This window comes from Tabrizicola fusiformis (assembly GCF_013328815.1).
GTDB lineage: Bacteria > Pseudomonadota > Alphaproteobacteria > Rhodobacterales > Rhodobacteraceae > Fuscibacter.
Map to the genome: position 1 here is coordinate 1 of NZ_JABUHN010000015.1, position 25,636 is coordinate 25,636.

Annotated in this window: 28 protein-coding genes; 13 read left to right on the forward strand and 15 right to left on the reverse strand. The window is 63.9% G+C overall.

The window, feature by feature from the left end:
* Nucleotides 1-137: 137 nt before the first annotated feature.
* The 5 genes from HS053_RS18500 to HS053_RS18520 form a co-directional block, all read right to left on the reverse strand.
* On the reverse strand, nt 138-371 hold the full coding sequence (locus tag HS053_RS18500) for a helix-turn-helix transcriptional regulator (RefSeq protein ID WP_174212731.1): 234 nt from the start codon (nt 369-371) through the stop codon (nt 138-140).
* A 176-nt stretch (nt 372-547) separates the two neighbouring features.
* Nucleotides 548-1,744 (reverse strand): tyrosine-type recombinase/integrase, encoded by a 1,197-nt coding sequence (locus HS053_RS18505; protein ID WP_174212732.1) that lies wholly within the window; start codon nt 1,742-1,744, stop codon nt 548-550.
* Nucleotides 1,745-1,937: 193 nt separating this feature from the next.
* Nucleotides 1,938-2,402, reverse strand: a complete 465-nt coding sequence (locus tag HS053_RS18510) for a GNAT family N-acetyltransferase (protein ID WP_174212733.1) — start codon at nt 2,400-2,402, stop codon at nt 1,938-1,940.
* Nucleotides 2,399-3,841 carry a hypothetical protein gene (locus HS053_RS18515; protein ID WP_174212734.1) on the reverse strand — a complete coding sequence of 481 codons (1,443 nt, stop codon included), beginning with the start codon at nt 3,839-3,841 and terminating at the stop codon, nt 2,399-2,401. Before HS053_RS18515 ends, HS053_RS18510 begins: the two co-directional genes overlap by 4 nt.
* Before the next feature lie 47 nt (nt 3,842-3,888).
* Nucleotides 3,889-4,200 carry an ETC complex I subunit gene (locus tag HS053_RS18520; protein ID WP_174212735.1) on the reverse strand — a complete coding sequence of 104 codons (312 nt, stop codon included), beginning with the start codon at nt 4,198-4,200 and terminating at the stop codon, nt 3,889-3,891.
* A gap of 338 nt (nt 4,201-4,538) precedes the next feature.
* Between HS053_RS18520 and uvrB the strand changes: the two genes are divergently transcribed.
* On the forward strand, nt 4,539-6,716 hold the full coding sequence (gene uvrB, locus HS053_RS18525) for an excinuclease ABC subunit UvrB (protein WP_174212736.1): 2,178 nt from the start codon (nt 4,539-4,541) through the stop codon (nt 6,714-6,716).
* Between the two features lie 39 nt (nt 6,717-6,755).
* On the opposite strand, the gene HS053_RS18530 is transcribed toward uvrB, so the two are convergent.
* The 3 genes from HS053_RS18530 to HS053_RS18540 are packed head-to-tail and all read right to left on the reverse strand — an operon-like array spanning nt 6,756 to nt 7,998.
* Complete coding sequence (locus HS053_RS18530; protein WP_241699934.1) at nt 6,756-7,025, reverse strand: GlsB/YeaQ/YmgE family stress response membrane protein; 270 nt, start codon at nt 7,023-7,025, stop codon at nt 6,756-6,758.
* A gap of 55 nt (nt 7,026-7,080) precedes the next feature.
* Nucleotides 7,081-7,668: an NYN domain-containing protein gene (locus HS053_RS18535; RefSeq protein ID WP_174212737.1), complete on the reverse strand. Its 588-nt coding sequence runs from the start codon at nt 7,666-7,668 to the stop codon at nt 7,081-7,083.
* A gap of 12 nt (nt 7,669-7,680) precedes the next feature.
* On the reverse strand, nt 7,681-7,998 hold the full coding sequence (locus tag HS053_RS18540) for an antibiotic biosynthesis monooxygenase family protein (RefSeq protein WP_174212738.1): 318 nt from the start codon (nt 7,996-7,998) through the stop codon (nt 7,681-7,683).
* A 146-nt stretch (nt 7,999-8,144) separates the two neighbouring features.
* On the opposite strand from HS053_RS18540, the gene HS053_RS18545 reads away from it, so the two are divergent.
* The gene (locus tag HS053_RS18545; protein ID WP_174212739.1) at nt 8,145-8,324 is read left to right on the forward strand and encodes a hypothetical protein; all 180 of its coding nucleotides are present in this window, start codon (nt 8,145-8,147) and stop codon (nt 8,322-8,324) included.
* Here HS053_RS18545 and HS053_RS18550 read toward each other — a convergent pair.
* Nucleotides 8,321-8,608, reverse strand: a complete 288-nt coding sequence (locus HS053_RS18550) for a hypothetical protein (protein ID WP_174212740.1) — start codon at nt 8,606-8,608, stop codon at nt 8,321-8,323. The genes HS053_RS18545 and HS053_RS18550 overlap by 4 nt on opposite strands.
* Nucleotides 8,609-8,749: 141 nt before the next feature.
* Here HS053_RS18550 and HS053_RS18555 point away from each other — a divergent pair, with 141 nt between their 5' ends.
* The gene (locus HS053_RS18555; protein ID WP_174212741.1) at nt 8,750-9,262 is read left to right on the forward strand and encodes a BrnA antitoxin family protein; all 513 of its coding nucleotides are present in this window, start codon (nt 8,750-8,752) and stop codon (nt 9,260-9,262) included.
* Between the two features lie 377 nt (nt 9,263-9,639).
* On the opposite strand, the gene lepA is transcribed toward HS053_RS18555, so the two are convergent.
* Nucleotides 9,640-11,439 carry a translation elongation factor 4 gene (lepA, locus tag HS053_RS18560; RefSeq protein ID WP_174212742.1) on the reverse strand — a complete coding sequence of 600 codons (1,800 nt, stop codon included), beginning with the start codon at nt 11,437-11,439 and terminating at the stop codon, nt 9,640-9,642.
* 267 nt (nt 11,440-11,706) lie between these two features.
* Between lepA and HS053_RS18565 the strand changes: the two genes are divergently transcribed.
* Nucleotides 11,707-12,021: a hypothetical protein gene (locus HS053_RS18565; RefSeq protein ID WP_241699935.1), complete on the forward strand. Its 315-nt coding sequence runs from the start codon at nt 11,707-11,709 to the stop codon at nt 12,019-12,021.
* Here the strand turns inward: HS053_RS18565 and HS053_RS18570 are convergent.
* The 4 genes from HS053_RS18570 to gloB all read right to left on the reverse strand — a co-directional run bounded on the left by HS053_RS18570 (nt 12,006) and on the right by gloB (nt 16,585).
* On the reverse strand, nt 12,006-12,467 hold the full coding sequence (locus HS053_RS18570; RefSeq protein WP_174212743.1) for a low molecular weight protein-tyrosine-phosphatase: 462 nt from the start codon (nt 12,465-12,467) through the stop codon (nt 12,006-12,008). The genes HS053_RS18565 and HS053_RS18570 overlap by 16 nt on opposite strands.
* On the reverse strand, nt 12,464-13,135 hold the full coding sequence (locus HS053_RS18575) for a pyridoxamine 5'-phosphate oxidase family protein (protein WP_174212744.1): 672 nt from the start codon (nt 13,133-13,135) through the stop codon (nt 12,464-12,466). The genes HS053_RS18570 and HS053_RS18575 overlap by 4 nt, the downstream gene beginning before the upstream one ends.
* Before the next feature lie 170 nt (nt 13,136-13,305).
* Nucleotides 13,306-15,627 (reverse strand): ATP-dependent Clp protease ATP-binding subunit ClpA, encoded by a 2,322-nt coding sequence (gene clpA / locus HS053_RS18580; RefSeq protein ID WP_174212745.1) that lies wholly within the window; start codon nt 15,625-15,627, stop codon nt 13,306-13,308.
* Between the two features lie 190 nt (nt 15,628-15,817).
* On the reverse strand, nt 15,818-16,585 hold the full coding sequence (gene gloB / locus HS053_RS18585) for a hydroxyacylglutathione hydrolase (protein WP_174212746.1): 768 nt from the start codon (nt 16,583-16,585) through the stop codon (nt 15,818-15,820).
* 62 nt (nt 16,586-16,647) lie between these two features.
* Here gloB and HS053_RS18590 point away from each other — a divergent pair, with 62 nt between their 5' ends.
* The 7 genes from HS053_RS18590 to HS053_RS18620 all read left to right on the forward strand — a co-directional run bounded on the left by HS053_RS18590 (nt 16,648) and on the right by HS053_RS18620 (nt 23,022).
* Nucleotides 16,648-17,418, forward strand: a complete 771-nt coding sequence (locus HS053_RS18590; RefSeq protein WP_174212794.1) for a class I SAM-dependent methyltransferase — start codon at nt 16,648-16,650, stop codon at nt 17,416-17,418.
* A 320-nt stretch (nt 17,419-17,738) separates the two neighbouring features.
* Entirely contained in the window at nt 17,739-18,299 is a 561-nt protein-coding gene (locus tag HS053_RS18595) for a F0F1 ATP synthase subunit delta (protein WP_174212747.1), read from the forward strand.
* Complete coding sequence (atpA, locus tag HS053_RS18600; protein ID WP_174212748.1) at nt 18,299-19,837, forward strand: F0F1 ATP synthase subunit alpha; 1,539 nt, start codon at nt 18,299-18,301, stop codon at nt 19,835-19,837. The genes HS053_RS18595 and atpA overlap by 1 nt, the downstream gene beginning before the upstream one ends.
* Before the next feature lie 21 nt (nt 19,838-19,858).
* Nucleotides 19,859-20,725, forward strand: coding sequence for a F0F1 ATP synthase subunit gamma (locus tag HS053_RS18605; RefSeq protein WP_174212749.1), 867 nt, complete (start codon nt 19,859-19,861; stop codon nt 20,723-20,725).
* A gap of 18 nt (nt 20,726-20,743) precedes the next feature.
* A complete protein-coding gene (gene atpD, locus HS053_RS18610; protein ID WP_174212750.1) occupies nt 20,744-22,162 on the forward strand; it encodes a F0F1 ATP synthase subunit beta in 1,419 nt (472 codons plus the stop codon).
* Between the two features lie 9 nt (nt 22,163-22,171).
* The gene (locus HS053_RS18615) at nt 22,172-22,564 is read left to right on the forward strand and encodes a F0F1 ATP synthase subunit epsilon (RefSeq protein ID WP_174212751.1); all 393 of its coding nucleotides are present in this window, start codon (nt 22,172-22,174) and stop codon (nt 22,562-22,564) included.
* A gap of 107 nt (nt 22,565-22,671) precedes the next feature.
* Nucleotides 22,672-23,022 (forward strand): H-type lectin domain-containing protein, encoded by a 351-nt coding sequence (locus HS053_RS18620; protein WP_174212752.1) that lies wholly within the window; start codon nt 22,672-22,674, stop codon nt 23,020-23,022.
* A 105-nt stretch (nt 23,023-23,127) separates the two neighbouring features.
* On the opposite strand, the gene HS053_RS18625 is transcribed toward HS053_RS18620, so the two are convergent.
* A complete protein-coding gene (locus tag HS053_RS18625; protein ID WP_174212753.1) occupies nt 23,128-24,147 on the reverse strand; it encodes a ribose-phosphate pyrophosphokinase in 1,020 nt (339 codons plus the stop codon).
* A gap of 99 nt (nt 24,148-24,246) precedes the next feature.
* Here HS053_RS18625 and HS053_RS18630 point away from each other — a divergent pair, with 99 nt between their 5' ends.
* Nucleotides 24,247-24,840, forward strand: a complete 594-nt coding sequence (locus HS053_RS18630; protein WP_174212754.1) for a 2-hydroxychromene-2-carboxylate isomerase — start codon at nt 24,247-24,249, stop codon at nt 24,838-24,840.
* The gene (locus HS053_RS18635; RefSeq protein WP_347233355.1) at nt 24,840-25,634 is read left to right on the forward strand and encodes an alpha/beta fold hydrolase; all 795 of its coding nucleotides are present in this window, start codon (nt 24,840-24,842) and stop codon (nt 25,632-25,634) included. The genes HS053_RS18630 and HS053_RS18635 overlap by 1 nt, the downstream gene beginning before the upstream one ends.
* Nucleotides 25,635-25,636 lie beyond the last annotated feature (2 nt).

Genomic DNA, 25,636 nt, shown 5'->3' on the forward strand with positions numbered 1-25,636 from the left:
ATGGGTCTGCTCATGCACGCCGGCTACCACGCTGGATTCACGAGATGAATCCCTCACGGGATTTGTGCAACAGAGCCCTTTCGATGCTCTGCGCGCATGATACCGACCGAGGCGAGTGCCAGCTTGCCTCGGTCAATTCATGCGGCGATGCGCGAACGGTTCAGCCAAGCGATCAAATCCGACCGCATATAGCGGACGATCTTCGATGCGGGCTGGCTGTAGGGCGGCCCCGACCTGCGCTTGCGGTGATCGCGCAGATAGTCCTCGGACACGCCAAGGAATTGCGCGGCCTGCGCCGGGGTCATGATTTCAGGGAAATTCTGCGCTTCGATAGCCGTGCGCAACTCGGCAAGGAGGGCGTCTGGAGTCATGGGTGTTCTCACATTGAGGGCACCTGATGACCGCGCGCTTTCCTCCCATCCTCTCCACTGACCGCCTTCACACGCCCTTGGGCTGCTTCGGGTTCCTCGGCCTGTCAGTTTCGCAGTCGCGTCACGGCCTCACTCGACAGGGGGTTTCCCGCGAGTGGAGGCAAGGTATATCCAATCTAAGCACGTCTGAGCATGTCTTCAACCGACAAGGCAGGTGCGCTTTTGGAAACGATCTGGTTCGCGATGGCGTTCGCATCGGCATGTGACCCAAGATCGTGCATATAGCGGCCAGCGGCACCCTGCATGATGGTCACGTCGCCGCGCATCCAGTTGATTACTGGCCCTGAAAGACCTGCTTTTGCCGCCGCCGACGAAAACAGGTGGCGGGTATCGTGGGGCCGCAGCACGCCGCCGTTGTCCACGTCATTGCCGTCAATGTCGATCTGGCGAAGGCCCGTGATGGGCTTGTTGTAGTGCCGCCCCTCGAAGACGATCTGATCATGTGTCCGCGGTGTCAGGCGGAAAACGTCGAGGGCGGCGTCCGACAGGGGGAATGTGCGCCGAAGGCCGTTCTTCATCCGCCCAAGGGTCAGCATCTTTTCGTCGAAGTCGATGTCTTGCCAGCGCAGGGCGCGAATGTTGCTCATGCGGAACCCTGTGAACAGCAGCGCGAGCCACGCCGCACGCCGCGTCATGTTCGGCACCTTCGATATTGCCTCCATCGCGGGCCAGCGTTTCGCCTCATCGAACAGCAGTTCCCGCGTCCGCGCCTCATACCCCTTCACGCGATAGGTGGGGTCATGTTCATAACCGTCGTCCCGGTAGGCAAGCTGGGTGCCGTAGATCGCGCCCAGCGCGCGCAGCAGACAGCTTGCCGTGGTAGGCTTGTTCGCCATCGCCTTGATCTTTTCGTTGACCATCTGCCGCGTGATGTCCGTGATGGGCATGTCGAGCCAGCGAGGCGTGTGAAGGCGCAGCATGGCGGCATAGCCCGCCGCCGTTTCCGCCGACACATGACGCTGGCGCGGGTCGAGGGCCTTCGTGACGTGCTGCTCAAGCGCGACCCGAAGGGTGATCTCGGGCGCGTTGCGCGGGGCATCGTTGCGGACGATCACGCCTGCTTCCTCGATGCGGGTATTGAACTCGGCCGCCGTTTGCGCCGCCTCGATCACGGTCATCTGCGGCCACGTCCCTAGGGTTTCCGTGAAGTTTTGCCCCTTCCAAAACTTGCGGAAGCGCCACGTCTTCGACCGCGCGCCGACTTCAAGGTAGAGGTTGGGATAGCGGGTGTCGCGGTAGCGGGTTGCTGCGCCGCCAGTGTGAGCCGCCTTGTCGAGCGCGCCCTTCGTGAATGTCATTTCCAGCGTTGCCATGATCGGCCTCATGCAATTGTCTATGCAATTGCATGTCACCCATCACCCGGTCTGATCAACCGAAGATGCTGATTTTATTAGGTAATTCCACCGTCAGCACGGGTCAGCATGGTCGGATTCTGGAATTAGAAGGCGGCTGCTCTATCCAACTGAGCTACGGGACCGTGCGCCCCTTTTGGGCCATGGCGCGGCGTCAATCAAGGCTGCGCGTCATGAAAACCGAGTTGGGGTCTTCGGCATAGCCTTCAAACGGCGGGCAATAGGCAAAGCCCGCCCGTTCATAGAGCGCGCGGGCGGCGATGAAGGTGGGCTGCACCCCGGTTTCCAGTGACAGGCGGGAAAAGCCAGCCGCCTTCGCCTCACCCACCAGATGGTCGAGCATTGCCTTCGACAGACCCCGCCCCCGCGCCTCGGTCAGCACATGCATCGACTTCACTTCGGCATGGGTATCGTCGATCCGCTTGAAGGCGCCCATTGCCACCGGCGCCCCGGCGTCGCGCATCACGAAGAAGGCGATGCCGGGCGTGGCAAGCTGCGAGGCATCCATCATATGGATGCTTTCAGGCGGGGTGTCGGCGTGCATGTCGGCGGTGTGCCGCGCCATCAACAGCGCGAGATCGCCCCCAAGGGGGCTTTCCCGGGTGATCGTCAGGCTCATTGCCCGCCCATCATGTTGGTGCCGTTGACCAGAAGCGCACCCTCGGCGGTCATCTCGACCTCCCAGACCAAGGCGCCGTTGTCGCCCGGTTTGGCCATGCCTTCGGCCATGGCGAGCATCGGCCCGGCCTGCATCTTCACCTCTTCCGGCGCGGCGGCCAGCGCGGCGTTGATCTCGGCCATGCCGGTGAGGCTCAGTTTCGCGGTTCCCGTCGGCATCGGCGTCATCGGACCGGCGGTGATCGTGGCCTCATAGCCCAGGGTATAGACCGGCGCCGTGGCACCGCCGGGGGCCAGCGTCACATCGACCACGCCTTCGGGCAGCAGGGCGCCCAGAAGCTGACCTTCGACTTCGGGCGGCAATTGCGGGTCCTTGGTCAGGTCCAGCGCCGAAAGCAGCAGTTGCGCCGGGGCGAGCAGGTTGAACCGCGTCACCTTGAAGTCCAGCGACAGGTCGGACGGCACCAGCGGCACCGCCCATTCGGGCACCACCCCGGCGGGAAGTTCCAGCCCTTTCAGCACGAAAGCCTCGCGGAAGAGACCCTCTTCGACGATGCCATTCGCTTCGACGGTGATTTCGGCGCTGGCCAGCGCGGCGGGGCCCATGGGCGTTTCCACGGTGATCGCAGTCGTGGTCGAAGTGGAGACCAGATGCTGGAACAACGGCAACCCGTCGGTCAGGATGGTCTTCAACTCGCCTTGCTGGGCGGCAATCGCCGCCTCTGACGGGTTGGCCACGAAGAAAGCCAGCAGTTTATACATTGCATCCGGGCGCAGCCCTTCGGCACCGCCGTTGCCGGTATAGCTTTCGGCGCGCAGGGTGATTTTGCTGGGCGGGGCGCCTTCGCCCATCGGCGGCAGCGAGAAGGTCTCGGCAACCCCCTCAACCGCATAGGTCATGGTCGTATCCACGCCACCGTCGGCCCCCTCCTCGGCGGTGCTTTCATAGCTGCCCGAGGCGATCGTGTAGTTCACCGTATTGTCGCCCATGGCCGGGTCGGTGGTCTTTTGCACCATGGCCAGATCGGTGAAGCTGGTGGACGAGGTCGAGAAGGTCTGCAACCCGGCGTCAAACGTGCCTTCGCCCGTCACATTGGCGATATGGAGCGACATCTCCATCTGCCCCGGCACCTTGATCTGCAGGTCAAAGCTCTGATCCTGCGTCATCTCCCAGGTGCCGTCGTCATTGTCGGTCAGCTTGAACTCAATCGGTGTGATCGAGGCTTCGGCTCCGGCATCGGGCAGCTTGGCCAGAAGCGGTGCGAAATCCAGCTTGACTCCGTAAACCTCCCCCTCGGGGGCTACGGTCACCACACCCGGCGCGCTGCCGAGATAGGTCTGCAAAAGGGCGGTCAGGTCCGCCGCCCCCTCAGGCGTGGCTTGGGCAAGGGCGGTCGTGCCCCAAAGGGCGGCGACAAGGCCGAATGCAAAATGGCGCATGGAAATCTCCTTGGTTCAATGGGTTGCCTGCGCTGGCAGGCGGTCGATCAATGGGTCCAGGCGCCTTTGCGGTCGGTGGCGAAATTCTCGCCATAGCCCCGCGGGCGGATGTTGTGCTTGCGGCCCTGCGGCTCGACCACGTCGGCGGTGATGCCCTTTTCGGCGGCATAGGCAAGGGCGGCTTCCTTGCTGTCAAAGCGCAGCCGCACCTGCGATTGCGTATCGCCCGAGCCGGTCCAGCCCATCAGCGGATCGACCACACGGGCGCTGTCGGGTTCGTAATCCAGCACCCAGGTTTTGGTCTTGGCGGTGCCGGACTGCATGGCGGTCTTGGCGGGCTGATAGATGCGCGCGCGCATGGGGCAATCTCCCTTTGGGTCTGCCCGGTTATCCCGAATGTGCGGGCAAAGTGCAAGGCTCTCGGCCCCGGCTGCGGCCAAAGGTGCTGTCGGCTGGTCACGGGGAGTGTGGGTGGGGTGTGTGGTGCAACCAGCCGACAGCTTCAGTGTGCTGCTTGCCCCTCAAATCTGCGGCAGCTCTGGTCGCAATGCAACCAAAAGATGCAGAGATGCGGGAAGTTTTCGCTAAAATTGAACGGCTTTTCTTCATCCTGTCGCAACCTCGGTTAACACCGGCTTTCCAGCGCCCTTTAATGGGAACAAAAACGGAATAGATTGGGGGCGAAAGGGAATCACCCATGCCCCACAACAACACCAATCTGCCCTCGATCCGCCCCGATGTCCTGACCCGGCCCAAGCTGGAAGGCGGGCGGCGCTTTGCGATGCAGACGCCGTTTCAGGCCGCCGGCGACCAGCCCACCGCGATTGCCGAGCTTTCGTCCGGGGTTCTGGCCGGAGAGCGCGATCAGGTGCTGCTGGGCGCCACTGGCACCGGCAAGACCTTTACCATGGCGAAGGTGATCGAAGAAACTCAGCGGCCGGCGATCATCCTTGCGCCGAACAAGACGCTGGCAGCGCAATTGTATGGGGAATTCAAGGGCTTCTTTCCCGACAACGCCGTTGAGTATTTCGTAAGCTATTACGATTACTACCAACCCGAAGCCTATGTGGCGCGCACCGACACCTATATCGAGAAGGAATCCCAGATCAACGAACAGATCGACCGGATGCGCCACTCGGCCACCCGGGCGCTCTTGGAGCGGGACGATGTGATCATCGTCGCCTCGGTCTCTTGCATCTACGGCATCGGCTCGGTCGAGACCTATTCGGCCATGACGCAAGACCTGCTGGTGGGGCAGCTTTACGACCAGCGGCAGGTGATTGCCGAACTGGTGGCGCAGCAATACCGCCGCAACGATGCCGCCTTTGCCCGCGGCTCTTTCCGGGTGCGCGGCGACAGTCTGGAAGTCTGGCCGGCCCACCTTGAAGACCGCGCCTGGCGGTTTTCCTTCTTTGGCGAAGAGCTTGAAGCGATTGTGGAATTTGATCCCCTTACCGGGGCCAAGACCGACAGTTTCAAGCAGATCCGCATCTATGCCAACAGCCACTATGTGACACCCCGCCCGACGCTTCAGCAGGCGATCCGCGGCATCAAGGACGAGCTGTTTCACCGGCTGAAGCAGCTCACCGGCGAGGGCAAGCTGCTTGAGGCGCAGCGGCTGGAACAGCGCACCAATTTCGATCTGGAAATGCTGGAGGCGACCGGAAGCTGCGCCGGGATCGAGAATTATTCCCGCTACCTCACTGGCCGCGCCCCCGGTGAGCCGCCGCCGACCCTTTTCGAGTTCATTCCCGATAATGCCATTGTTTTTGCTGACGAATCCCACGTCTCGGTGCCGCAGATCGGCGGCATGTATAAAGGCGACTTCCGCCGCAAGATGACACTGGCCGAACACGGTTTTCGTCTGCCAAGCTGCATGGACAACCGGCCGCTCAAATTTGAGGAATGGGATGCTATGCGGCCGCAGTCGGTCTTCGTCTCGGCCACCCCGGCGGCATGGGAGCTGGAGCAAACCGGCGGCGTCTTTACCGAACAGGTGATCCGCCCGACCGGCCTGATCGACCCGCCGGTCGAGATCCGGCCCGTCGAAATGCAGGTGGACGACCTTCTGGACGAAATCCGCAAGGTGGCGGCCAATGGCTTCCGGGTGCTGGTCACGACACTGACCAAGCGGATGGCCGAAGACCTGACCGAATATTTCCACGAACAGGGCATCCGCATCCGCTATATGCACAGCGACATCGACACGCTGGAACGCATTGAAATCCTGCGGGATTTACGGCTTGGCGCCTTTGATGTGCTGGTCGGGATCAACCTTTTGCGCGAGGGGCTCGACATTCCCGAATGCGGTCTGGTGGCCATTCTGGATGCCGACAAGGAAGGCTTCCTGCGGTCGGAAACCAGCCTTGTGCAAACCATTGGCCGCGCGGCGCGCAATGCCGAGGGCCGGGTGATCATGTATGCCGACCGCATCACCGGCAGCATGGAGCGGGCGCTGGCCGAAACCAACCGCCGCCGCGCCAAGCAGATCGCCTATAACGAAGCGCATGGCATCACGCCGACCACGGTGAAAAAGAACGTCGAAGATGTGCTGGCCGGTCTCTGGCAGGGCGACACCGACCAGTCGCGCGTTACCGCCAAGGTGGAAAAAGCGCAGGTGGGGCAGAACCTTGCTGCCCATCTCGACGCGCTGCGGCTGGCGATGCGCAAGGCGGCCGAGAACCTTGAATTCGAAGAGGCGGCCCGGCTGCGCGATGAGGTCAAGCGGCTGGAAGCGGTGGAACTGACCGTCGCCGACGACCCGCTCGCCCGGCAATCGGTGGTCGAGGAGGCGGTGGAAGAGGCCGTCAAATCCCGCGGCCGCAGCACCGCCGGCCGCGCCGGCCAACGCGGCGGCAAGGCGCGGCGGCGGTAAGCGTCCGGGCGGGCCTCGTCCGGGGCCGCCCGGAAACGGTCAGACGCGTTTGACCACCCGCAGCAGCACCAGCAGGATCACCGCCCCGATGGTGGCATGGATGATGCTGGCCAGAATGCCGCCGCCAATGGCCAGCCCGACGCGCGGCAGAATGAAGCTTGCGATGAAGGCGCCGACGATGCCGACGACAATATTGCCAATCAGACCAAAGCCATAGCCAGAGACCAACCGGCCTGCAAGCCAACCGGCGACGGCGCCGATGATGACGAGAATCAGCAGACTTTCGATGCCCATGACCGTTCCTTTCATGACCCTGCGGACTGCCCGCATGGCTTTAACATAGGGGCAATTTGTCGCAGGGCAATCATTTGCCGCCTGACCTTGCGTCATCCCGGGGCCGTCGCCCGCCTTCTTTCAGGTGCAGGCGCCCCTCGCGGAAACTGCCGCGCAGCAGAACCTCATCCGAAACCACCTCGGGATAGGTCCGTTGCCAGTCGCGGTAGCGGTCATTCGAGACCACCGTCGCACCCATATCGCGGGCCGCCCGCAAGATATAATCGTCTGCCGGAGTGCCTTTGGGCACCACAAGAACCTGCGCCTCGGGCAGGCCAAGCTTGCGGGCCAGTTCCTGATCGTCCTGATAACGGTCGCCGATCTTGTAGCCGACATTGGCATCAAAGATGACCCCGGGTGTCAGACCGCGCCGGCTCACCTCTGCCACAACCGCCCGCACGGGGTCGAGCGAGGGGGCGCCATCGGCCCAGTGCATCACATTCGAGCCGTCGATGATAACCCGCTCTTCCGTCTTGCGGCTGTGCGGAGCACGCCGCAGAAGCAGAAACAAACATGCCACCGCACAAGGTGCGGTCAGCAGCAACCAATCGCTCTGCCCCGGAACGGCAAGCGCCGCGCCGCTGCCCAGCAGCGAGACGGCAAGAATGACCCGCAACATCGTGAACCCGCGTTACACCACCCCGACAACCTCATACATCACCGGCTCAAACCCTTTGCACAGCGTGTTGATCTCCCTGTTTCGTTCGCGCATTTCGGGGGTGCGCAGCATCGCCTGATAGTCTTCGCGCCGCTGCCATTGCGAATAGTTGCAGATGCGGGTCATCGCGTCGTTCATATGCAGCCCGGCGCCAAGAAAGCCCGGCTGATGGCGGATCACCTCCTGATAGGCGGACTGGAGTTTCTCCAGCAGGTCATGGGCGGTGGCGGGGGTCATCTCGAACGTGGTGATGACGGTTTGCCCGGCGAAACTGGCGTCGATCTGCGGCATGAATGGTCCTCCCTTCCCTCAGTCTGGCACAGATCGGTGGCGAATTCACTTGTCACGCGCAATCTGCCGCAACAGGTTTAAGATTGTGTCAACGGGGCTGGTGCCGGGGGCGGGCTGCACCTATCTGGGCGCAAAGGGAGGCGCTGATGACCAAGTTTCTGGACCGGGATCACCCGGTATTTGCCAAGATGTGGGTGCGGGTGGCGACCGCGGGGCTACCGCTGGTGTGGGCGGCGGTGGAGTTCTGGTTCAACAGCCCCGGCTGGGGACTGATGTTCCTTGCAGCGGGGCTTTGGGCGCTGTGGGAGCTGTTCCTGCGCCGCTAGCAGCGGATGCTGCCCCGCATCTCACCACTGTCACCTTGCAGCGATTTTTCATAGAGTTTGCAACCCGTTACCTCGGGGATCAGTGCGATCATCGTGGCGCGGATCGCCTGATGCTCGCCCGGTTTCGCATAACCGTGACGGACCACTTCCACCCGTTTTTCGGTGTGCCAGACGGTGTAATTCCGCCCCTCCCGCGTGACCTCAACCCGCTTTGCCCCGAAAAATTCGGGCGCCGGGGAGGCGGCGCAGGCGGCCAGAAGAAAGAGGAGCGGAATCAACTGCATATTGGCATTTTGTCGGCAAAACGGTTAAGAAAGCGTTACGTCTTTTTTTCGTCTTCTTGCTGTCTTTCTTCCGTCTCTACGCCCCCGCCGCTTACCCTTGATTAACCTCTCGCGGCGATGCTGCCCGTAGGAGGCCCCGCCATGACCGATCTGAAGAAGCTGACCCCGAAACAGTCCGCCCACTACTCTTACATGATGGACGTGATGGCCCGCCTCGAATGGGACTTTCACAACACCATCGAGATGACGGGCCGCATCCCGGACGCGTGGCACGACATCGCCCGTCAGACCCCGGACCGGCCCAAGATGAAAGTCAATCTCGGGCTGGACGAGGATGTGGTGAGGTTCTTCAAGTCGATGGGCGAAGGCTATGGTCCGCGCATCAATGCCGTCCTGAAAAGCTATATGCACGCGCGATTGGCGGGCGTGATCCGCGGCGCCGAGACCACGGCGCATTTCCGCCGCCGGGAAGCCGCGTTTGATGGACCAAAACCGCAATTCGGCGAGTTTGCGAAGTTCATCGGGGATGAATGGTCGGACGAAGGGCCGGAGGTGCCCGACAAAGCCAAGGCGAAGGGGATCGAACTGCTACAGCAGCGCTATGGCGAAGAGGGGATGCCGGAAGCGGATGTGAGCGGGCTGCCGAGGGTGTGAAGGGGCGTCCTCTGATTAACCTGGAATTAACCTCGGCATGGCTTTCTGACCGCACGTCAGATTATCGTCGCCCCCAGGTCACAGGGGGCCACCGTCCTCTTCACCGTCGCTTTTGCCGAGCGGGGAAGCCGCCGGCTGTGTGACGAGGTTCAGCGGGCAATGGCCGAGCGACGATTTGCGTAGGCTGCGCGATTTCACGCAGCTTGGAGGGCACGGAGAGGATGGTGTGGGCAAGCACGAACCCTACGGAATAAAGGCGTGCGTGCAAGCACCCTATACCTTTTGATCGGGTCCCGCCCGCGAAGGCGTTCGCGGGCGTTCGGCGCTGAAAACGCTCCACTGGAGCGTTTTCTCCCCGGCAAAGCCGGGGTCGCGCCTCACCCATCCATCTTCAACGCCGAAATAAACGCTTCCTGCGGGATCTCGACCTTGCCGAACTGGCGCATCTTCTTCTTCCCGGCTTTCTGCTTCTCAAGCAGCTTCTTCTTCCGGGTCGCGTCGCCGCCGTAGCATTTGGCGGTCACGTCTTTGCGCATGGCCGACAGGGTTTCGCGGGCGATGACGCGGCCGCCGATGGCGGCCTGGATCGGGATCTTGAACATGTGGCGGGGGATCAGCTCTTTGAGCTTTTCCACCATCGAGCGGCCGCGGGCCTCGGCGCGGTCGCGGTGGACCATCATCGCAAGGGCGTCCACCGGCTCGTCATTCACCAGAATCGACATCTTGACGAGGTGATCTTCGCGGTATTCGGAAATCGTGTAGTCGAAGCTGGCATAGCCCTTGGTGACCGATTTCAGCCGGTCGTAGAAATCGAACACCACCTCGGCCAAGGGCAGGTCATAGACCACCATGGCACGGCTTCCGGCATAGGAGAGGTCCATCTGGATGCCGCGGCGGTCCTGGCAGAGTTTCAGGATATCGCCCAGATATTCGTCGGGCACCATGATGGTGGCCTTGATCCGCGGCTCTTCGATGTGATCGACATAGGTGAGGTCGGGCATGTCGGCGGGGTTGTGCAGGTCGCGCACCTCGCCGTCTTTCATGTAGAGCTTGAAGACCACCGAAGGCGCGGTGGTGATCAGGTCGAGGTCATATTCGCGTTCCAGCCGGTCGCGGATGACTTCGAGGTGCAGAAGGCCAAGGAAGCCGCAGCGGAAACCAAAGCCCAGGGCGGCCGAGGTTTCCATCTCGGTCGAGAAGGAGGCATCGTTGAGCGAGAGTTTCTCGATCGCGTCGCGCAGTGGTTCGAAATCGGCGGCATCGACGGGGAAGAGGCCGCAGAACACCACGGGCTGCGCCGGTTTGAACCCGGGCAGCGGCGTGTCGCAGCCCTTGCGTTCATGGGTCACGGTATCGCCGACACGGGTGTCGCGCACCTGCTTGATCGAGGCGGTGAAAATGCCGATCTCACCCGGGCCAAGCTCGGGGATGTCCACCATCTGCGGTTTCAGCACCGCCAGCTTGTCGATGCCATAGACGGCATTGGTCGCCATCATGCGGATGCGGTCGCCCTTTTTCACCACGCCGTCGATGACGCGCAGCATGACGACGACGCCAAGGTAGGCGTCATACCAGCTATCGACCAGCATCGCCTTGAGCGGCGCATCGCGGTCGCCCTTGGGGGCGGGCAGGCGGGTGACGATCGCCTCAAGCACGTCGGGGATGCCGAGGCCGGATTTGGCCGAGATGGCGATGGCTTCGGAGGCGTCGAGGCCGATGACGTCTTCGATCTGCTGCTTGATGCGCTCGGGCTCGGCGGCGGGCAGGTCGATCTTGTTGAGAACGGGGACAATCTCGTGCCCGGCGTCCAGCGCCTGATAGACATTGGCCAGCGTCTGCGCCTCGACCCCCTGTGACGCATCGACCACCAGAAGCGAGCCTTCGACGGCCTTCATCGAGCGGCTGACCTCATAGGCGAAATCGACGTGGCCGGGGGTGTCGATCAGGTTCAGGATATAGGTCTTGCCATCCTTGGCGGGATATTCGATCCGCACCGTGTTGGCCTTGATGGTGATGCCCCGCTCACGCTCGATATCCATGCTGTCAAGGATCTGCGCCTTCATGTCCCGCTCGGCCACGGTCCCGGTCATCTGGATGAGCCGGTCGGCCAAGGTGGATTTGCCGTGGTCGATATGGGCCACGATCGAGAAATTGCGGATGAGATCAAGCTGGGTCATGCGCGTGCGTATAGCGCGCGGCAGGGCCGCGGGGAAGGGGGCGTGTGGCGGTGTCGGGAAGGCGGGGTGAACCCCGCCCTACGGCGCCGGGCACCGCTGGATGTTGGGGCGGGAAGGGGCAGCGACACCAGACTCGGGGGAGGGGGTGACAAAATCGGCCAAAATCCGCCAACTGTTTCCAACTATTGAAAAATCTGTCCCGAATCGGCATAATAGGCGGCAGAAAATGACCCTTGGCGGGGAATGCCGGGGGCAATGAGGCAGAGCATGACGATTTCCAGACTGAAGCTGGCCTGCGGGGCCGCGTTTTTTGCATGTGTGGCGGGGGCGGCTTCGGCGGGTCCGATCGAAAGCGCCTGCAACCGGTCCGACCGCGATGCGGCCAACCGCGCCCTGTGCAACTGCATCCAGCAGGTGGCGGATTTCACCCTGCGCAGCACCGATCAGCGCCGGGTGGCGGGTTTCTTCAAGGACCCCGACAAGGCGCAGGACGTGAAGATGTCCAAGCGCGGCGCGGATGATGCGTTCTGGGACCGCTATCAGGCGTTTTCGGCCCAAGCCGAAGCCTATTGCGGCGGCTGACCGCGCAGGGCCGCGATCAGGCCGTCACTGGCGGCCTCGATCAGGTCCAATGTGCCTTCAAAATCGCGGGTATACCACGGGTCGGGCAGGTCTGTGCGGCCTGAGCCGGGGGCATAGGTCAGGAAAAGCCGGGGCTTGCTGCCATCGGGCGGGCAGAGCGCCTCCGCATCGCGCAGGTTCGAGCGGTCCATCACCAGCACAAGGTCGAAGCGGGTAAAGTCCTGCGGGGTCAGTTGCCGGGCCCGCAGGCTGCGCAGGTCATAACCGCGTTTCGCGGCGGCCTCGATGGCGGGCAGATAGGGCGGCTCGCCGACATGCCAGCCGCCGGTGCCGCAACTGTCCACCGTGAGGTCAAGCCCCGCCGCCGCCGCACGGGCGCGCAGCACCGCCTCGGCGGTGGGGGACCGGCAGATATTGCCGAGACAGACGAAGAGGACTGCGGTCATTCGGGGGGGCTTTCCGGCGCCTTGCCAAAGCGGTAGTCGCGGGCATGATCGGGCAAGGCCAGCCCCGGTGCAAGGTCGGGCGCCGGGATCGGCGCGCCCATGCCAAGGGTGATGGGCAGCACGCCCGCCCAGACCGGCCAGCCGATATCCTCCTCTGGGTCTTCGGTGTTGCCCTGCGAGATCTTGGCGCTGGCCTCGGTCAGCGGCAGCGAGAGAACGGCGGTCGCCTTGACCTCTTGCGCGGTCATCGGGCGCAATTGCGGCCAGCGGCCGCGAAAAAGCTGTTCCACCATGGTTTCCAGATGCCGCGCCTTGAGCGCGGGGTCGGTCACAGCCTCGGCCGTGCCAAAGGCCATGACGCAGCGGTAGTTCACCGAATGCTCCAGCGCCGAGCGGGCCAGCACCATGCCATCGGTGAGCGTGACGGTAACGCAGACCGGGGCATTTGCAGCCGCGCGGACCATGCGGCTGGCCGAAGAGCCGTGCCAGTAAATCCGGTCCCCCTCGCGCCATTGCAGGGTGGGGGTGACGACGGGAAAACCGTCCACCAGATGGCCGATATGGGCGACCGGCATCGCATCGAGGATGGCGTCGATGGTGGCGCGGTCATAGGCGGCCTTGTGGTGCAGACGGCGGGCGCGGGTGCGGGGCGAGGGGGCTTGGGTCATGCCGGCAGGCTAGCGCAGGATCGGGTTTGAGGGGAACCGGCAATCTGCGGTCTGACCCGGGGCGGTGCGTGCAGGCACGCACCCTACGGGCGGATTGAACGTGTCGGGTAGGGTGCGTGATTTCACGCACCCCTGAACGCAAAAGGCCCCCGCATGGGGGGCCTTTCGGTTCATTCCGCGGTCAGGAGCGGCGGCTTTTGCCGGGTCAGCCGGGGTTTGCCCGGCTCCTCATAGGTCAGGTGGATTGCATCATCCTTGACGCCGACATGGACGGTGCCGCCCTTGACCAGCTTGCCGAACAGCAGTTCCTCGGCCAGCGGCTTCTTGATGTTTTCCTGAATAACGCGGCCCAGCGGACGCGCACCCATCTTGTCATCATAACCCTTGTCGCCCAGCCATGCGGCTGCTTCGGGCGCAAGGTCGATATGGACGTTGCGGTCCATCAGTTGCGCTTCGAGTTGCAGCACGAACTTGGTCACCACCTCCATGATGACATCCTTCGACAGCGGCGCGAAGGAGATCACCGCATCCAGACGGTTGCGGAATTCGGGAGTGAAGGTGCGCTCGATGGCGGCGGTATCTTCACCCGTGCGGCGCTCGCGCCCGAAACCGATGGCCGCCTGCGATTGCTCGCGTGCGCCGGCGTTCGAGGTCATGATCAGGATCACGTTGCGGAAATCCACCGTCCGGCCGTTGTGGTCGGTCAGCTTGCCGTGGTCCATCACCTGCAGAAGGATGTTGTAGACATCCGGGTGGGCCTTTTCCATCTCGTCCAGCAGCAGGACGCAATGCGGATCCTGATCGACGCCATCGGTCAGCATACCCCCCTGATCAAAGCCGACATAGCCGGGCGGGGCGCCGATCAGACGGCTAACCGCGTGTTTCTCCATGTATTCCGACATGTCGAAGCGCAGCAGTTTCACGCCCAGCGAAGACGCCAGTTGTTTGGCCACTTCGGTCTTACCCACGCCCGTCGGCCCGGCAAACAGATAGTTGCCGATGGGCTTTTCCGGCTCGCGCAGACCGGCGCGGGCGAGTTTGATGGCGCTGCACAGGGCTTCAACCGCCTTGTCCTGACCGAAGACCACGCGCTTGAGGGTTTTCTCAAGGTCGCGCAGGGTTTCGGCATCGTCTTTCGAGACCGATTTCGGCGGGATGCGGGCGATCTTGGCCACCACAGCCTCAATCTCTTTGATCCCCAGCGTCTTGCGCCGCTTGCCTTCGGGCAGAAGGTGCTGCGCCGCGCCCGCCTCGTCGATCACGTCGATGGCGCTGTCGGGCAGTTTGCGGTCGTGGATATAGCGCGCGGCCAGTTCCACCGCCGATTTGATGGCGTCGGCGGTGTAGCGGACATCGTGATGCTCTTCAAAATTGGGCTTGAGACCCTGAAGAATCTTGATGGCATCCGGCACGGTCGGCTCGTTCACGTCGATCTTCTGGAAGCGGCGCGACAGGGCGCGGTCTTTCTCAAAATGCTGACGGAATTCCTTGTAGGTGGTGGAGCCCATGCAGCGCAGCTTGCCGCCCTGCAACGCCGGTTTCAGCAGGTTGGAGGCATCCATGGCGCCGCCCGAGGTGGCACCGGCACCGATGACTGTGTGAATCTCGTCAATGAAGAGGATCGCGTCGGGGTGATCCTCAAGCTCTTTGACGACCTGCTTCAGACGCTCTTCAAAGTCGCCGCGATAGCGGGTGCCGGCCAGAAGCGCGCCCATATCAAGGCTGTAGATCGTGGCATGGGCCAGAATTTCCGGCGTCTGTTTGTCCACGATCTTCTTGGCCAGACCTTCGGCGATGGCGGTCTTGCCCACGCCCGGATCGCCCACCAGCAGCGGGTTGTTCTTGCGGCGGCGGCAGAGAACCTGAATGGCGCGTTCCACCTCTTGCTCGCGTCCGATCAGCGGGTCAACGTCGCCCTTGCGGGCCTTGACGTTGAGATCGACGCAATATTTCGACAGGGCGGATTCCTTGGCCTCACCCGCTTCGCCCTTGGGGGTTTCGTGGCTCGGTTCATCCGCGCCCGAGACGGGGCGGGTTTCGCCATAGGACGGGTCTTTGGCCACGCCATGGGCGATGAAATTGACCGCATCATAGCGCGTCATGTCCTGTTCTTGCAGGAAATAGGCGGCGTTCGACTCCCGCTCGGCAAAGATGGCGACCAGCACGTTGGCGCCCGTCACCTCGGTCCGGCCGGAGGATTGCACATGGATCGCGGCGCGCTGGATCACCCGCTGAAACGCGGCGGTCGGCACGGCTTCGGAGCCTTCGACATCGGTGACCAGCGTGGAAAGGTCGTCGTCGATGAACTCCACTAGGGTCTTGCGCAGCTCGTCAAGGTTGACCGAGCAAGCCTTCATCACCCGCGCGGCGTCGGGTTCGTCGATCAGGGCCAGAAGCAGATGTTCCAGCGTTGCCAGCTCGTGGCGGCGCGCGTTTGCAAGCGCGAGCGCCCCGTGGATGGCCTGTTCAAGCGTGGTCGAAAACGATGGCACTTGTTTCGTGCTCCTGTTCCTGCGGGTCGGAGGGTGGCCCCTGCCCAACCATGGCCTCATGATGTTAAGGATCGGTTTTCTGCGCCCGGTTTCAAGTCCTAATCGGTCAGGATTGTCCATTCTTCCGGCGATGGCACAAAATGTGATCGTCTGTTGCCAAAGACGCACGAGCGCGCGCGGCAAGGGGCGGTCAGAAGCGGTCCTTGCGGGCGCGGATCTCGGCAAAGGCTTCGGTGTCGGAGGCGTCCGGCAGGCCGATGGCGGCCTTCACCGCGGGCAGGGCGGCACGCAGCATCGGGTTGGTGGCAAGCTCTTCGGCCAGAGGCACCGGCACGGTGGGGCGGCCAGCGGCCCGGGCCGCAGCCACGGCAGCGATGCGGGCGGCAAGGGCGGGATTGTCCGGCTCGATCGTGGCGGCAAAGCGCAGGTTCGAGGTGGTGTATTCGTGGCCCGAGCAGATCAGCGTTTCGGGCGGCAGGGCCGCGAGTTTGCCAAGGCTGGACCACATCTCGGCCGGGGTACCTTCGAACAGCCGCCCGCAGCCGCCCGACATCAGGCTGTCGCCGGTAAAGGCAAGGCTCGAGGCGGGAAAGTGAAAGGCGACATGGCCGCGGGTATGGCCGGGCACGTCGATCACCGTGCCGCGGGCGCGGCCCACCTGCACCTCGTCCCCTTCCCACAGCGACCAGTCCAGCCGGGGCAGGCGGTGGCGGTCGGCATCTGCCCCCCAGACGCGGGCGCCGGTGGTCGTGCGCAGCTCGTTCACGCCCTGAATATGGTCGTCGTGGTGATGGGTCAGAAAGATGCTGGTCAGCAGCCATTCGCGGCGCAGCAACTCTTTCAGGATCGGCGCGACTTCGGGCACATCGACCACGGCGGTTTGCCGCGTTGCCGGATCATGCAGCAGATAGGCATAATTGTCCTGCAGGCAGGGAATCGTGACCAGTTCAAGCGCCATGGCTTTTGTCCCGTCAGTCGCTATTCTGCCGGCCAATGTGACCCGAAGGGATGGCGGCTGCAATGCACCTCGACGTGCTTGACCTGCGGAATTTCTACTACCGCACGCAGTTGGGCCGGGTGGCACAGCGTGCGATCCGCGACCGGGTGGTCGAAATCTGGCCGCCGTTGAGCGGGCAGACCGTGGCGGGCTTCGGCTTTGCGGTGCCGCTGCTGCGGCCCTATCTGGCCGAGGCGCGGCGGGTGATCGGGCTGATGCCCGGCCCGCAGGGGGTGATGCCTTGGCCCGCCGGCATGGAGAATGTCAGCGTGCTGTGCGAGGAAACCCACTGGCCGCTGCCGACCGGGCTGGTGGACCGGCTGGTGCTGATGCACGGGCTGGAAACCTCAGAAAACCCCTCGGCCGTGCTGGAAGAGGCGCATCGCGTGCTGGGTCCGGGAGGGCGGGCGCTCATCGTGGTGCCGAACCGGGCGGGCCTGTGGTCGCGGCGCGATGCGACGCCCTTCGGCTTCGGCCGGCCCTATTCGGCGGCCCAGCTTGAGGCGCAGTTGCGCCGCCACGCCTTCACGCCCGAGCGCAGCCTGACCGTGCTGCACGCCCCGCCCAGTCAGGCGCCGTTCTGGCTGCGCACGGCGGGCTTCTGGGAGGGGGTGGGACGGCATCTGCCCTGGCTGTCGGGTGGGGTGCTGATGGTCGAGGCGACCAAGCAGGTCTATGCGCCCACGCGGGGCGGGCTGGGCGCGGTGGTGCGGCGTCCGTTGCGGGTGCTTGAGGGGGTGGGCCAGCCCGCCCCGGTGCCGCAGACCCGGGGCACGGCCCGCCGGGCGGACTGACGCGCCGGCGGTCTTTGGGGGCTTTGCCCGATTCCCTCAATACTCGCGCAGGTGCGCCGCGCGCGCCCGGAAGGGTGTCGGATGGCCCTGTTTGCGCCCGCAGAATGGGTCGCTTTGCCCCGGCCTTTCGCCGCCCCGCGCCCGGAAGCGTTTTGCCGCATCCTTTTCACACCAAAACACCTGCCTGTGAGGTTGCGGGGTGCCCATGGCTCTGCTAGAGACGCGCAAAATCTGAAGACGCATGCCCCCAGTATGCGCCGCAATCGGGCTGAAATCCGAAGGCGGCGAGGGGTGGGGGCCAAAGCAGCGGAAGGGATGACGTGTCCGAACCAGCATCTATCTCGCTTGGCATCGCGGGGCGCTACGCACAGGCGCTTTTCGAACTTGCCAAGGACGCCGGGGCGCTCAAAGCGCTTGAAGCCGACGCCGAGGCATTGGGGGCCGCATTGGCCGCCAGCCCCGAACTTGGATCGCTGATCGCTTCGCCCGTGGTGGCGCGCGATGATCAGGCCCGCGCCATGGCGGCGGTTGCCGCCAAGCTGGGCCTGTCCGAGCTGGTGACCAACACCATCGCCCTGATGGCCTCCAAGCGGCGTCTGTTCGTGCTGCCGCAACTGGTGGCCGACCTCAAGGCGCGCATCGCCGCCGAAAAGGGTGAAGTCACCGCCGAGGTGACCACCGCCGCCGCCCTTTCGCCCGAGCAGGCCGCCCGTCTGGCCGCCACGCTCAAGGCCAAGGTCGGCAAGGACGTCAAGCTGAACACCACCGTCGATGAAAGCCTCATCGGTGGACTTATCGTCAAGCTGGGCTCGACCATGATCGACACGTCGGTCAAGGCCAAGCTCGCTTCCCTGCAGAATGCCATGAAAGAGGTTGGGTGATGGGAATTCAGGCTGCTGAGATCTCTGCGATCCTGAAAGAGCAGATCAAGAACTTCGGCAAGGACGCCGAAGTGGCCGAAGTGGGCCGCGTGCTGTCGGTTGGCGACGGTATCGCCCGCGTTCACGGGCTGGACAATGTTCAGGCCGGTGAAATGGTGGAATTCCCCGGCGGCATCCGCGGCATGGCGCTGAACCTCGAAGTCGATAACGTCGGTATCGTGATCTTCGGTTCCGACCAGGACATCAAGGAAGGCGACACCGTCAAGCGCACCAAGTCCATCGTGGACGTGCCCGCCGGTGAGGCCCTGCTGGGCCGCGTCGTGGACGGTCTGGGCAACCCGATCGACGGCAAGGGTCCGATTGCCGCCTCGGAGCGTCGCGTCGCCGACGTGAAGGCCCCCGGCATCATTCCCCGCAAGTCGGTGCATGAGCCGATGGCAACCGGCCTCAAGGCCGTGGACGCGATGATCCCGGTTGGCCGTGGCCAGCGCGAACTGATCATCGGCGACCGTCAGACCGGCAAAACCGCCGTGGCTCTGGACGCCATCCTGAACCAGAAGACCTATAACGAAGCTGCCGGCGATGATGAGAGCAAGAAGCTCTACTGCATCTATGTCGCCATCGGGCAAAAGCGTTCGACCGTGGCGCAGCTTGTGAAGAAGCTGGAAGAGACCGGCGCGATCAAATACACGATCGTCGTGGCCGCCACTGCTTCGGACCCGGCGCCCATGCAGTTCCTGGCCCCCTATGCCGCGACCGCGATGGCGGAATTCTTCCGCGACAATGGCCGCCATGCCCTGATCATCTATGATGACCTGTCCAAGCAGGCCGTCGCCTATCGCCAGATGTCGCTGCTGCTGCGCCGTCCGCCGGGGCGTGAAGCCTATCCGGGCGACGTGTTCTATCTGCACTCGCGTCTGCTGGAGCGTTCGGCCAAGCTGAACGAAGATTTTGGTGCCGGTTCGTTGACCGCGCTGCCGATCATCGAAACCCAGGGCGGTGACGTGTCGGCCTTCATCCCGACCAACGTGATCTCGATCACCGACGGCCAGATCTTCCTGGAAACCGAACTGTTCTATCAGGGCATCCGCCCCGCCGTGAACACGGGTCTGTCGGTGTCGCGCGTGGGTTCGTCCGCGCAGACCAACGCGATGAAGTCGGTGGCCGGCAAGGTGAAGCTGGAGCTGGCGCAATACCGCGAAATGGCGGCCTTTGCGCAGTTCGGTTCGGACCTTGACGCTTCGACCCAGGCCCTCTTGAACCGCGGCGCCCGTCTGACCGAGCTGATGAAGCAGAACCAGTATGCGCCGATGACCAACGCCGAAATCGTGGTCGTGATCTATGCGGGCACCTCGGGCGCGCTGGACAAGATCGCGGTCAAGGACGTGGGCCGTTTCGAGGCGGGTCTTCTGAAGCACCTGCGCACCAAGGGCGCGGCGCTGCTGGAAGACATCACCAAGAACGACCGCAAGGTTGCCGGTGATCTGGAAAAAGCCATTCGGGCCGAGCTTGACGCTTTCGCCAAAGACTTCGCGTAAGCGGGTCGGGGGAGAGGCACAATGCCCAGTCTGAAGGACCTCAAGAACCGGATCGGAAGCGTGAAGAACACGCGGAAGATCACCAAGGCCATGCAGATGGTCGCCGCGGCGAAGCTTCGCCGCGCACAGGATGCGGCAGAGGCCGCCCGCCCCTATGCCGAACGGATGAATTCCGTGATGGCGGGGCTGGCGGCCTCGGTCGGCAATGCCGAAGGCGCTCCGCGCCTTCTGGCCGGAACCGGCAAGGATCAGGTGCAGCTTCTGGTCGTGATGACCTCGGAGCGGGGCCTGTGCGGCGGCTTCAACTCGACCATCGTGCGGCTTGCCCGCGCCAAGGCGAATGAGCTGCTGGCGGCGGGCAAGACGGTCAAGATCCTGACGGTCGGCAAGAAGGGGCGCGAACAACTGCGCCGCGACTTTGCCGCCAACATGGTCGGCCATGTCGATCTGAGCGAAGTGAAGCGGGTGGGCTATACCAATGCCCAGACGATCGCGCGTGACATTCTGACCCGTTTCGACGCGGGTGAGTTCGATGTGGCGACGCTGTTCTACAACCGCTTCCAGTCGGTGATCAGTCAGGTCCCGACCGCGTTGCAGGTCATCCCGGCCAGCTATGAAGGCGCCAGCGCCGGCGGGCTTTACGACTATGAGCCCTCGGAAGAGGCGATCCTCGCCGATCTTCTGCCGCGCGGTGTGGCCACGCAGGTCTTTACCGCTCTTCTGGAAAACGGCGCCTCGGAGCAGGGCGCGCGGATGTCCGCCATGGACAACGCGACGCGCAACGCGGGCGACATGATCAACAAGCTGACGATCCAGTATAACCGGAGCCGTCAGGCCGCGATCACCAAAGAGCTTATCGAAATCATTTCGGGCGCCGAGGCGCTCTGAGGAACCGGAGAAACGACAATGGCACAAGGCAAAGTCACGCAGGTGATCGGCGCCGTGGTTGACGTGCAGTTCGACGGCGAACTGCCGGCGATCCTGAACGCACTGGAAACCGAAAACAACGGCAAGAAGCTGATCCTCGAAGTGGCGCAGCACCTGGGCGAAAGCACCGTGCGCACCATCGCCATGGACGCCAGCGAAGGTCTGGTCCGCGGCGCAATCGTCAAAGACCTCGGTGCGCCGATCTCGGTGCCGGTGGGCGACGCCACGCTGGGCCGCATCCTGAACGTCATCGGCGAGCCGGTGGACGAAAAGGGCCCGGTCGCGGCGACCGAATTCCGCGCCATCCACCAGAAGGCCCCGTCCTTCAGCGAGCAGGCCACCGAAAGCCAGGTTCTCGTGACCGGCATCAAGGTGATCGACCTGCTGGCGCCTTACGCCAAGGGCGGCAAGATCGGCCTGTTCGGCGGCGCCGGCGTGGGCAAGACGGTTCTGATCATGGAACTGATCAACAACATCGCCAAGGTTCACTCGGGCTATTCGGTGTTCGCCGGTGTGGGCGAACGGACCCGTGAAGGCAACGACCTCTATCACGAAATGATCGAGTCGGGCGTTATCAAGATCGACGACCTGACCGCCTCGAAAGTGGCCCTTGTTTACGGCCAGATGAACGAACCGCCGGGGGCCCGTGCCCGCGTGGCGCTGACCGGCCTGACGCTGGCCGAGCAGTTCCGCGACCAGTCCGGCACCGACGTGCTGTTCTTCGTGGACAACATCTTCCGCTTTACCCAAGCCGGTTCGGAAGTGTCGGCTCTCCTGGGTCGTATCCCGTCCGCCGTGGGCTACCAGCCGACGCTGGCGACCGACATGGGCGCCCTGCAAGAGCGGATCACCTCGACCAAGGCGGGTTCGATCACCTCGGTTCAGGCCATCTACGTTCCGGCCGACGACCTGACCGACCCGGCGCCTGCGACCTCGTTCGCCCACCTTGACGCCACGACCGTTCTGTCGCGTGCGATCTCGGAACTCGGCATCTATCCGGCCGTGGACCCGCTCGACTCGTCCTCGCGTCTCTTGGACCCGACTGTGATCGGCGAAGAGCATTACAACGTCGCCCGTTCGGTGCAGGGTATCCTTCAGCGCTACAAGTCGCTGCAGGACATCATCGCCATCCTCGGGATGGACGAACTCAGCGAAGAAGACAAACTGACCGTGGCCCGCGCCCGGAAAATCCAGCGCTTCCTGTCGCAGCCCTTCGACGTTGCAAAGGTCTTCACCGGCTCGGACGGCGTGCAGGTTCCGCTGGACAAAACCATCGCCTCGTTCAAGGCGGTTGTCGCGGGTGAATATGACCACCTGCCGGAAGCGGCCTTCTACATGGTCGGCGACATCGAAGAAGTGAAAGCCAAGGCCCAGCGTCTCGCCGCGGCTGCGGCGTAAGGGGGGATCATGGCAGGAAATCTGCAATTCGACCTCGTCAGCCCCGAACGGCGTCTTGCGTCGGTTCAGGCTTCCGAGGTCCAGATCCCCGGCGCCGATGGCGACCTGACGGCGATGGAGGGGCATGCCCCCACCATCACCACGCTGCGCCCGGGCATCCTGCGCGCTCTGGCCGCTGATGGGGTCAAAGCCTATGTCGTGACCGGCGGCTTTGCCGAGATCACCGCTTCGGGCGTCTCGGTTCTGGCCGAACGCGCGATCCCGCTGGCCGAAGTCACCCCGGCGGTGATCGAGGCGCTGGTGGCCGATGCTTCGGCTGCCGCCAAGGTGGGCAGCGACAAGGACAGCGCGGACAAGCTTCTGGCCGATCTGGCCGCGATGCGGGTGGCTGCGGGGCACTGACCCTGACGGCATTCCGCCTGAAAAGCCCCGCTTTGCGGGGCTTTTTTCATCCGTCCTTTTCTTGCCGGATTCTTCGGCTATCCTGACAAGAAGAAGTGGGAGCTTTCATGAAGCGGTTTTCGGCCGGAGCCATCGGCATCCAGCAAGGTTCGCGTGTGTTGTTTTCGGATTATGCCGATGGCGGTCAGATGTGGACCGGCCAGGGCGACCGGGAAAGCCGCTATGTCGTGGCCTTCAAAGAGGCGTTCACCGAGGCGCCGTCGGTCATGGTCTCAATCTCGATGTGGGACACCGACCACAAGCACAACGCCCGCGCCGACATCACCGCCGAAGCGATCACCTCCGAGGGGTTCCATCTGGTGTTCCGCACATGGGGCGACACGCGCGTCGCCCGCATCCGCGCCGACTGGACCGCCATCGGGCCGGTGCGCGACGAGGATCACTGGGAGCTGTATTGACAGGCTGCGCGCGGTGCGCGCCGGTCTTTCGTCAAGGTGCGTGCAAGCACGCACCCTACCGAAAATTTGCGCCGTAGGGTGCGTGCTTGCACGCACCGCCCCGGGTCACCCGCGCGGGTAGAACCCTTCATAGATCGGCGTCAGCGTATCGGTCTCGAACAGTGACGACACCGACATGCCGCCCCAGATGTTCAGGATCGCCTGAGCGAACATCGGCGCCGTGGGCACGATGCGGATGTTATGGGCGGCTTTGACCGCCTCGGTCGGTTCGATGGAATCGGTGATCACCATGCTTTTCAGCACGGAATTGGTGATGCGTCCGACCGCCGGACCCGACATCACGCCATGGGTGGTATAGGCGTGAACCTCGGTGGCGCCGGCCTCCATCAGCACTTCGGCGGCTTTGCAGAGCGTGCCGCCGGTGTCGCACATGTCATCGACGATGATGCAGGTCTGGCCCGAAACATCGCCGATCACCGTCATGCCGGCCACTTCGCCGGCCTTCTCACGCCGTTTGTCCACGATGGCGAGGGGGGCGTTGATCCGCTTGGCCAGTTCGCGTGCCCGCGCCACACCGCCGACATCGGGCGAAACCACGGTGATCTTGCCCAGCTTGTCCTTGAGGTTGTGTTCGATATCCAGCGCGAAGATCGGGCTGGCATAAAGGTTGTCCACCGGAATGTCGAAGAAGCCCTGAATCTGCGCCGCGTGCAGGTCCAGCGTCAGTACCCGGTCCACGCCCGCCTGCGTGATCAGGTTCGCCACCAGCTTGGCCGAGATCGGCGTGCGGGCCTTGGCGCGGCGATCTTGCCGCGCATAGCCGAAATAGGGGATCACGGCAGTAATCCGCGCCGCCGAAGACCGGCGCAACGCATCGGTCATGATCAGAAGCTCCATCAGGTTGTCATTGGCCGGGTTCGAGGTGGGCTGGATGACATACATGTCTTCGCCGCGGACATTCTCGAAGACTTCGACGAAGATTTCCTGATCGTTGAACCGCTCGATCCTCGCATCGACCAGATTGACAGAGGTGCCGCGGTGCATCGACATGCGCCGGGCGATGGATTTGGCAAGGCTGAGATTGGCATTGCCGGAAATCAGCTTGGGTTCGGTCAGGGCGGGCATGATGCACTCCGGTGGCAACGGATTCGTGACGTTGACACCGCTTATCACCGGGCTAGGGTCTTGCAAACCGATGCAGGCAGGCAAATGAGGTCCGAGAGGATGCAGATCGACTATTTTCTGGCGCTGCAATCGCCGTATGTCTATCTCGCCGGGCGCCGTCCCTGGGAGATTGCCGCCCGGAGTGGCGTGGCGCTGGTGCTGAAGCCGGTGGATGTGGCGCAGCTTTTCCCGCGCACCGGGGGAAAGGTGCGGGAAGAACGTCATCCCAGCCGCAATGACTATGCCGCGCAGGACCGGGCGCGGCAGGCGAAAAAGCTGGGGCTGAAACTTGATCCGGCCCCCTTGTTCCGCGCCGCGAATCCGGCGCCGGCGGCCTATGCGCTGATTGCGGCGCAGGCGGCGGGGGGCGGTGATCTGGCGGGCTATGTCACGGCGATCAGCCGGGCGCTCTGGGCCGAGGGGCGGGACATTTCCGACGATGAGGTGATCCGCGCCGCACTGGCGGCGGCGGGGTTCGATCCCGCGGTGGCCGACCGCGGCATGCTGATGGCCGCCGAGACCTATGCCGCCAATCTGGAAGAGGCGGTGGCAAAGGGCGTGTTCGGCGTGCCGTTCTTCGTGGTGGGCGAGGAAAAGTTCTGGGGGCAGGACCGGCTGGACGACCTCGACCTTTATCTGGCGGGCCGGCTTTAGTGCGTGATCTTCCGCCGCATCGGATTTACGGCAGCGGGCCGCGCCCGGTTCTGGCGCTGCACTGTTCGCTGGCGCATGGCGGCGAATGGGTCGGGCTTGCCGGGCTCTTGGAGGGGGTGCGGCTGATGGCGCCGGACCTGCCGGGCCATGGCCGTCAGCCGGAATGGGACGGGCAGAGCGATACCCACGCTGATGCCACCCGGCAGGCGGCGGATTGCGCGGCGGCGCTGGGGGCGCCGGTGGATGTGATCGGCCATAGTTTCGGCGCCACGGTGGCGCTGCGGCTGGCGCTGGAACGGTCGGAACTGGTGCGCAGCCTTGTTCTGATCGAGCCGGTGCTGTTCGCGGCCGCCAAAGCCGCCGAAGACCCCCGCTTTGCCGCTTTCGCCGCGCGCGAGGGGGTGTTTCGCGCGCTATTGGCGCAGGGACGTGCAGAAGAGGCGACCGAAGCCTTTCTGACTGTCTGGGGCAGCGGGCAGCCCTTTGCCGATCTGACACCCGAGGCGCGGGCCTATATGGGCGCGCGGATCGGCATTGTCGCGGCGCTGGACCCGGTGCTGATGGGCGATGCCGCAGGGCTGTTGCGCTATATGGCGATGGAAAGTCTGGGGGTGCCGGTGCTGCTGGTGGAAGGTGACCAGAGCCCGCCGATCATCGACGCGATCCAGACCGAACTGGCGCGGCGGCTGCCGATGGCAAGCCGCGCCGTGGTGCCGGGGGCGGGGCATATGCTGCCCGTCAGCCATGCCGCCGCACTGGCGCCGCTGGTCGCGGCACATCTGGCGCAGGCGTAGCG

Bases quoted from the DNA above. Each gene is read 5' to 3' on its own strand.
- HS053_RS18500 (WP_174212731.1), bottom strand. From the start codon at position 371: ATGACTCCAGACGCCCTCCTTGCCGAGTTGCGCACGGCTATCGAAGCG.
- HS053_RS18505 (WP_174212732.1), bottom strand. From the start codon at position 1,744: ATGGCAACGCTGGAAATGACATTCACGAAGGGCGCGCTCGACAAGGCG.
- HS053_RS18510 (WP_174212733.1), bottom strand. From the start codon at position 2,402: ATGAGCCTGACGATCACCCGGGAAAGCCCCCTTGGGGGCGATCTCGCG.
- HS053_RS18515 (WP_174212734.1), bottom strand. From the start codon at position 3,841: ATGCGCCATTTTGCATTCGGCCTTGTCGCCGCCCTTTGGGGCACGACC.
- HS053_RS18520 (WP_174212735.1), bottom strand. From the start codon at position 4,200: ATGCGCGCGCGCATCTATCAGCCCGCCAAGACCGCCATGCAGTCCGGC.
- uvrB (WP_174212736.1), top strand. From the start codon at position 4,539: ATGCCCCACAACAACACCAATCTGCCCTCGATCCGCCCCGATGTCCTG.
- HS053_RS18530 (WP_241699934.1), bottom strand. From the start codon at position 7,025: ATGAAAGGAACGGTCATGGGCATCGAAAGTCTGCTGATTCTCGTCATC.
- HS053_RS18535 (WP_174212737.1), bottom strand. From the start codon at position 7,668: ATGTTGCGGGTCATTCTTGCCGTCTCGCTGCTGGGCAGCGGCGCGGCG.
- HS053_RS18540 (WP_174212738.1), bottom strand. From the start codon at position 7,998: ATGCCGCAGATCGACGCCAGTTTCGCCGGGCAAACCGTCATCACCACG.
- HS053_RS18545 (WP_174212739.1), top strand. From the start codon at position 8,145: ATGACCAAGTTTCTGGACCGGGATCACCCGGTATTTGCCAAGATGTGG.
- HS053_RS18550 (WP_174212740.1), bottom strand. From the start codon at position 8,608: ATGCAGTTGATTCCGCTCCTCTTTCTTCTGGCCGCCTGCGCCGCCTCC.
- HS053_RS18555 (WP_174212741.1), top strand. From the start codon at position 8,750: ATGACCGATCTGAAGAAGCTGACCCCGAAACAGTCCGCCCACTACTCT.
- lepA (WP_174212742.1), bottom strand. From the start codon at position 11,439: ATGACCCAGCTTGATCTCATCCGCAATTTCTCGATCGTGGCCCATATC.
- HS053_RS18565 (WP_241699935.1), top strand. From the start codon at position 11,707: ATGACGATTTCCAGACTGAAGCTGGCCTGCGGGGCCGCGTTTTTTGCA.
- HS053_RS18570 (WP_174212743.1), bottom strand. From the start codon at position 12,467: ATGACCGCAGTCCTCTTCGTCTGTCTCGGCAATATCTGCCGGTCCCCC.
- HS053_RS18575 (WP_174212744.1), bottom strand. From the start codon at position 13,135: ATGACCCAAGCCCCCTCGCCCCGCACCCGCGCCCGCCGTCTGCACCAC.
- gloB (WP_174212746.1), bottom strand. From the start codon at position 16,585: ATGGCGCTTGAACTGGTCACGATTCCCTGCCTGCAGGACAATTATGCC.
- HS053_RS18590 (WP_174212794.1), top strand. From the start codon at position 16,648: ATGCACCTCGACGTGCTTGACCTGCGGAATTTCTACTACCGCACGCAG.
- atpA (WP_174212748.1), top strand. From the start codon at position 18,299: ATGGGAATTCAGGCTGCTGAGATCTCTGCGATCCTGAAAGAGCAGATC.
- HS053_RS18605 (WP_174212749.1), top strand. From the start codon at position 19,859: ATGCCCAGTCTGAAGGACCTCAAGAACCGGATCGGAAGCGTGAAGAAC.
- atpD (WP_174212750.1), top strand. From the start codon at position 20,744: ATGGCACAAGGCAAAGTCACGCAGGTGATCGGCGCCGTGGTTGACGTG.
- HS053_RS18615 (WP_174212751.1), top strand. From the start codon at position 22,172: ATGGCAGGAAATCTGCAATTCGACCTCGTCAGCCCCGAACGGCGTCTT.
- HS053_RS18620 (WP_174212752.1), top strand. From the start codon at position 22,672: ATGAAGCGGTTTTCGGCCGGAGCCATCGGCATCCAGCAAGGTTCGCGT.
- HS053_RS18625 (WP_174212753.1), bottom strand. From the start codon at position 24,147: ATGCCCGCCCTGACCGAACCCAAGCTGATTTCCGGCAATGCCAATCTC.
- HS053_RS18630 (WP_174212754.1), top strand. From the start codon at position 24,247: ATGCAGATCGACTATTTTCTGGCGCTGCAATCGCCGTATGTCTATCTC.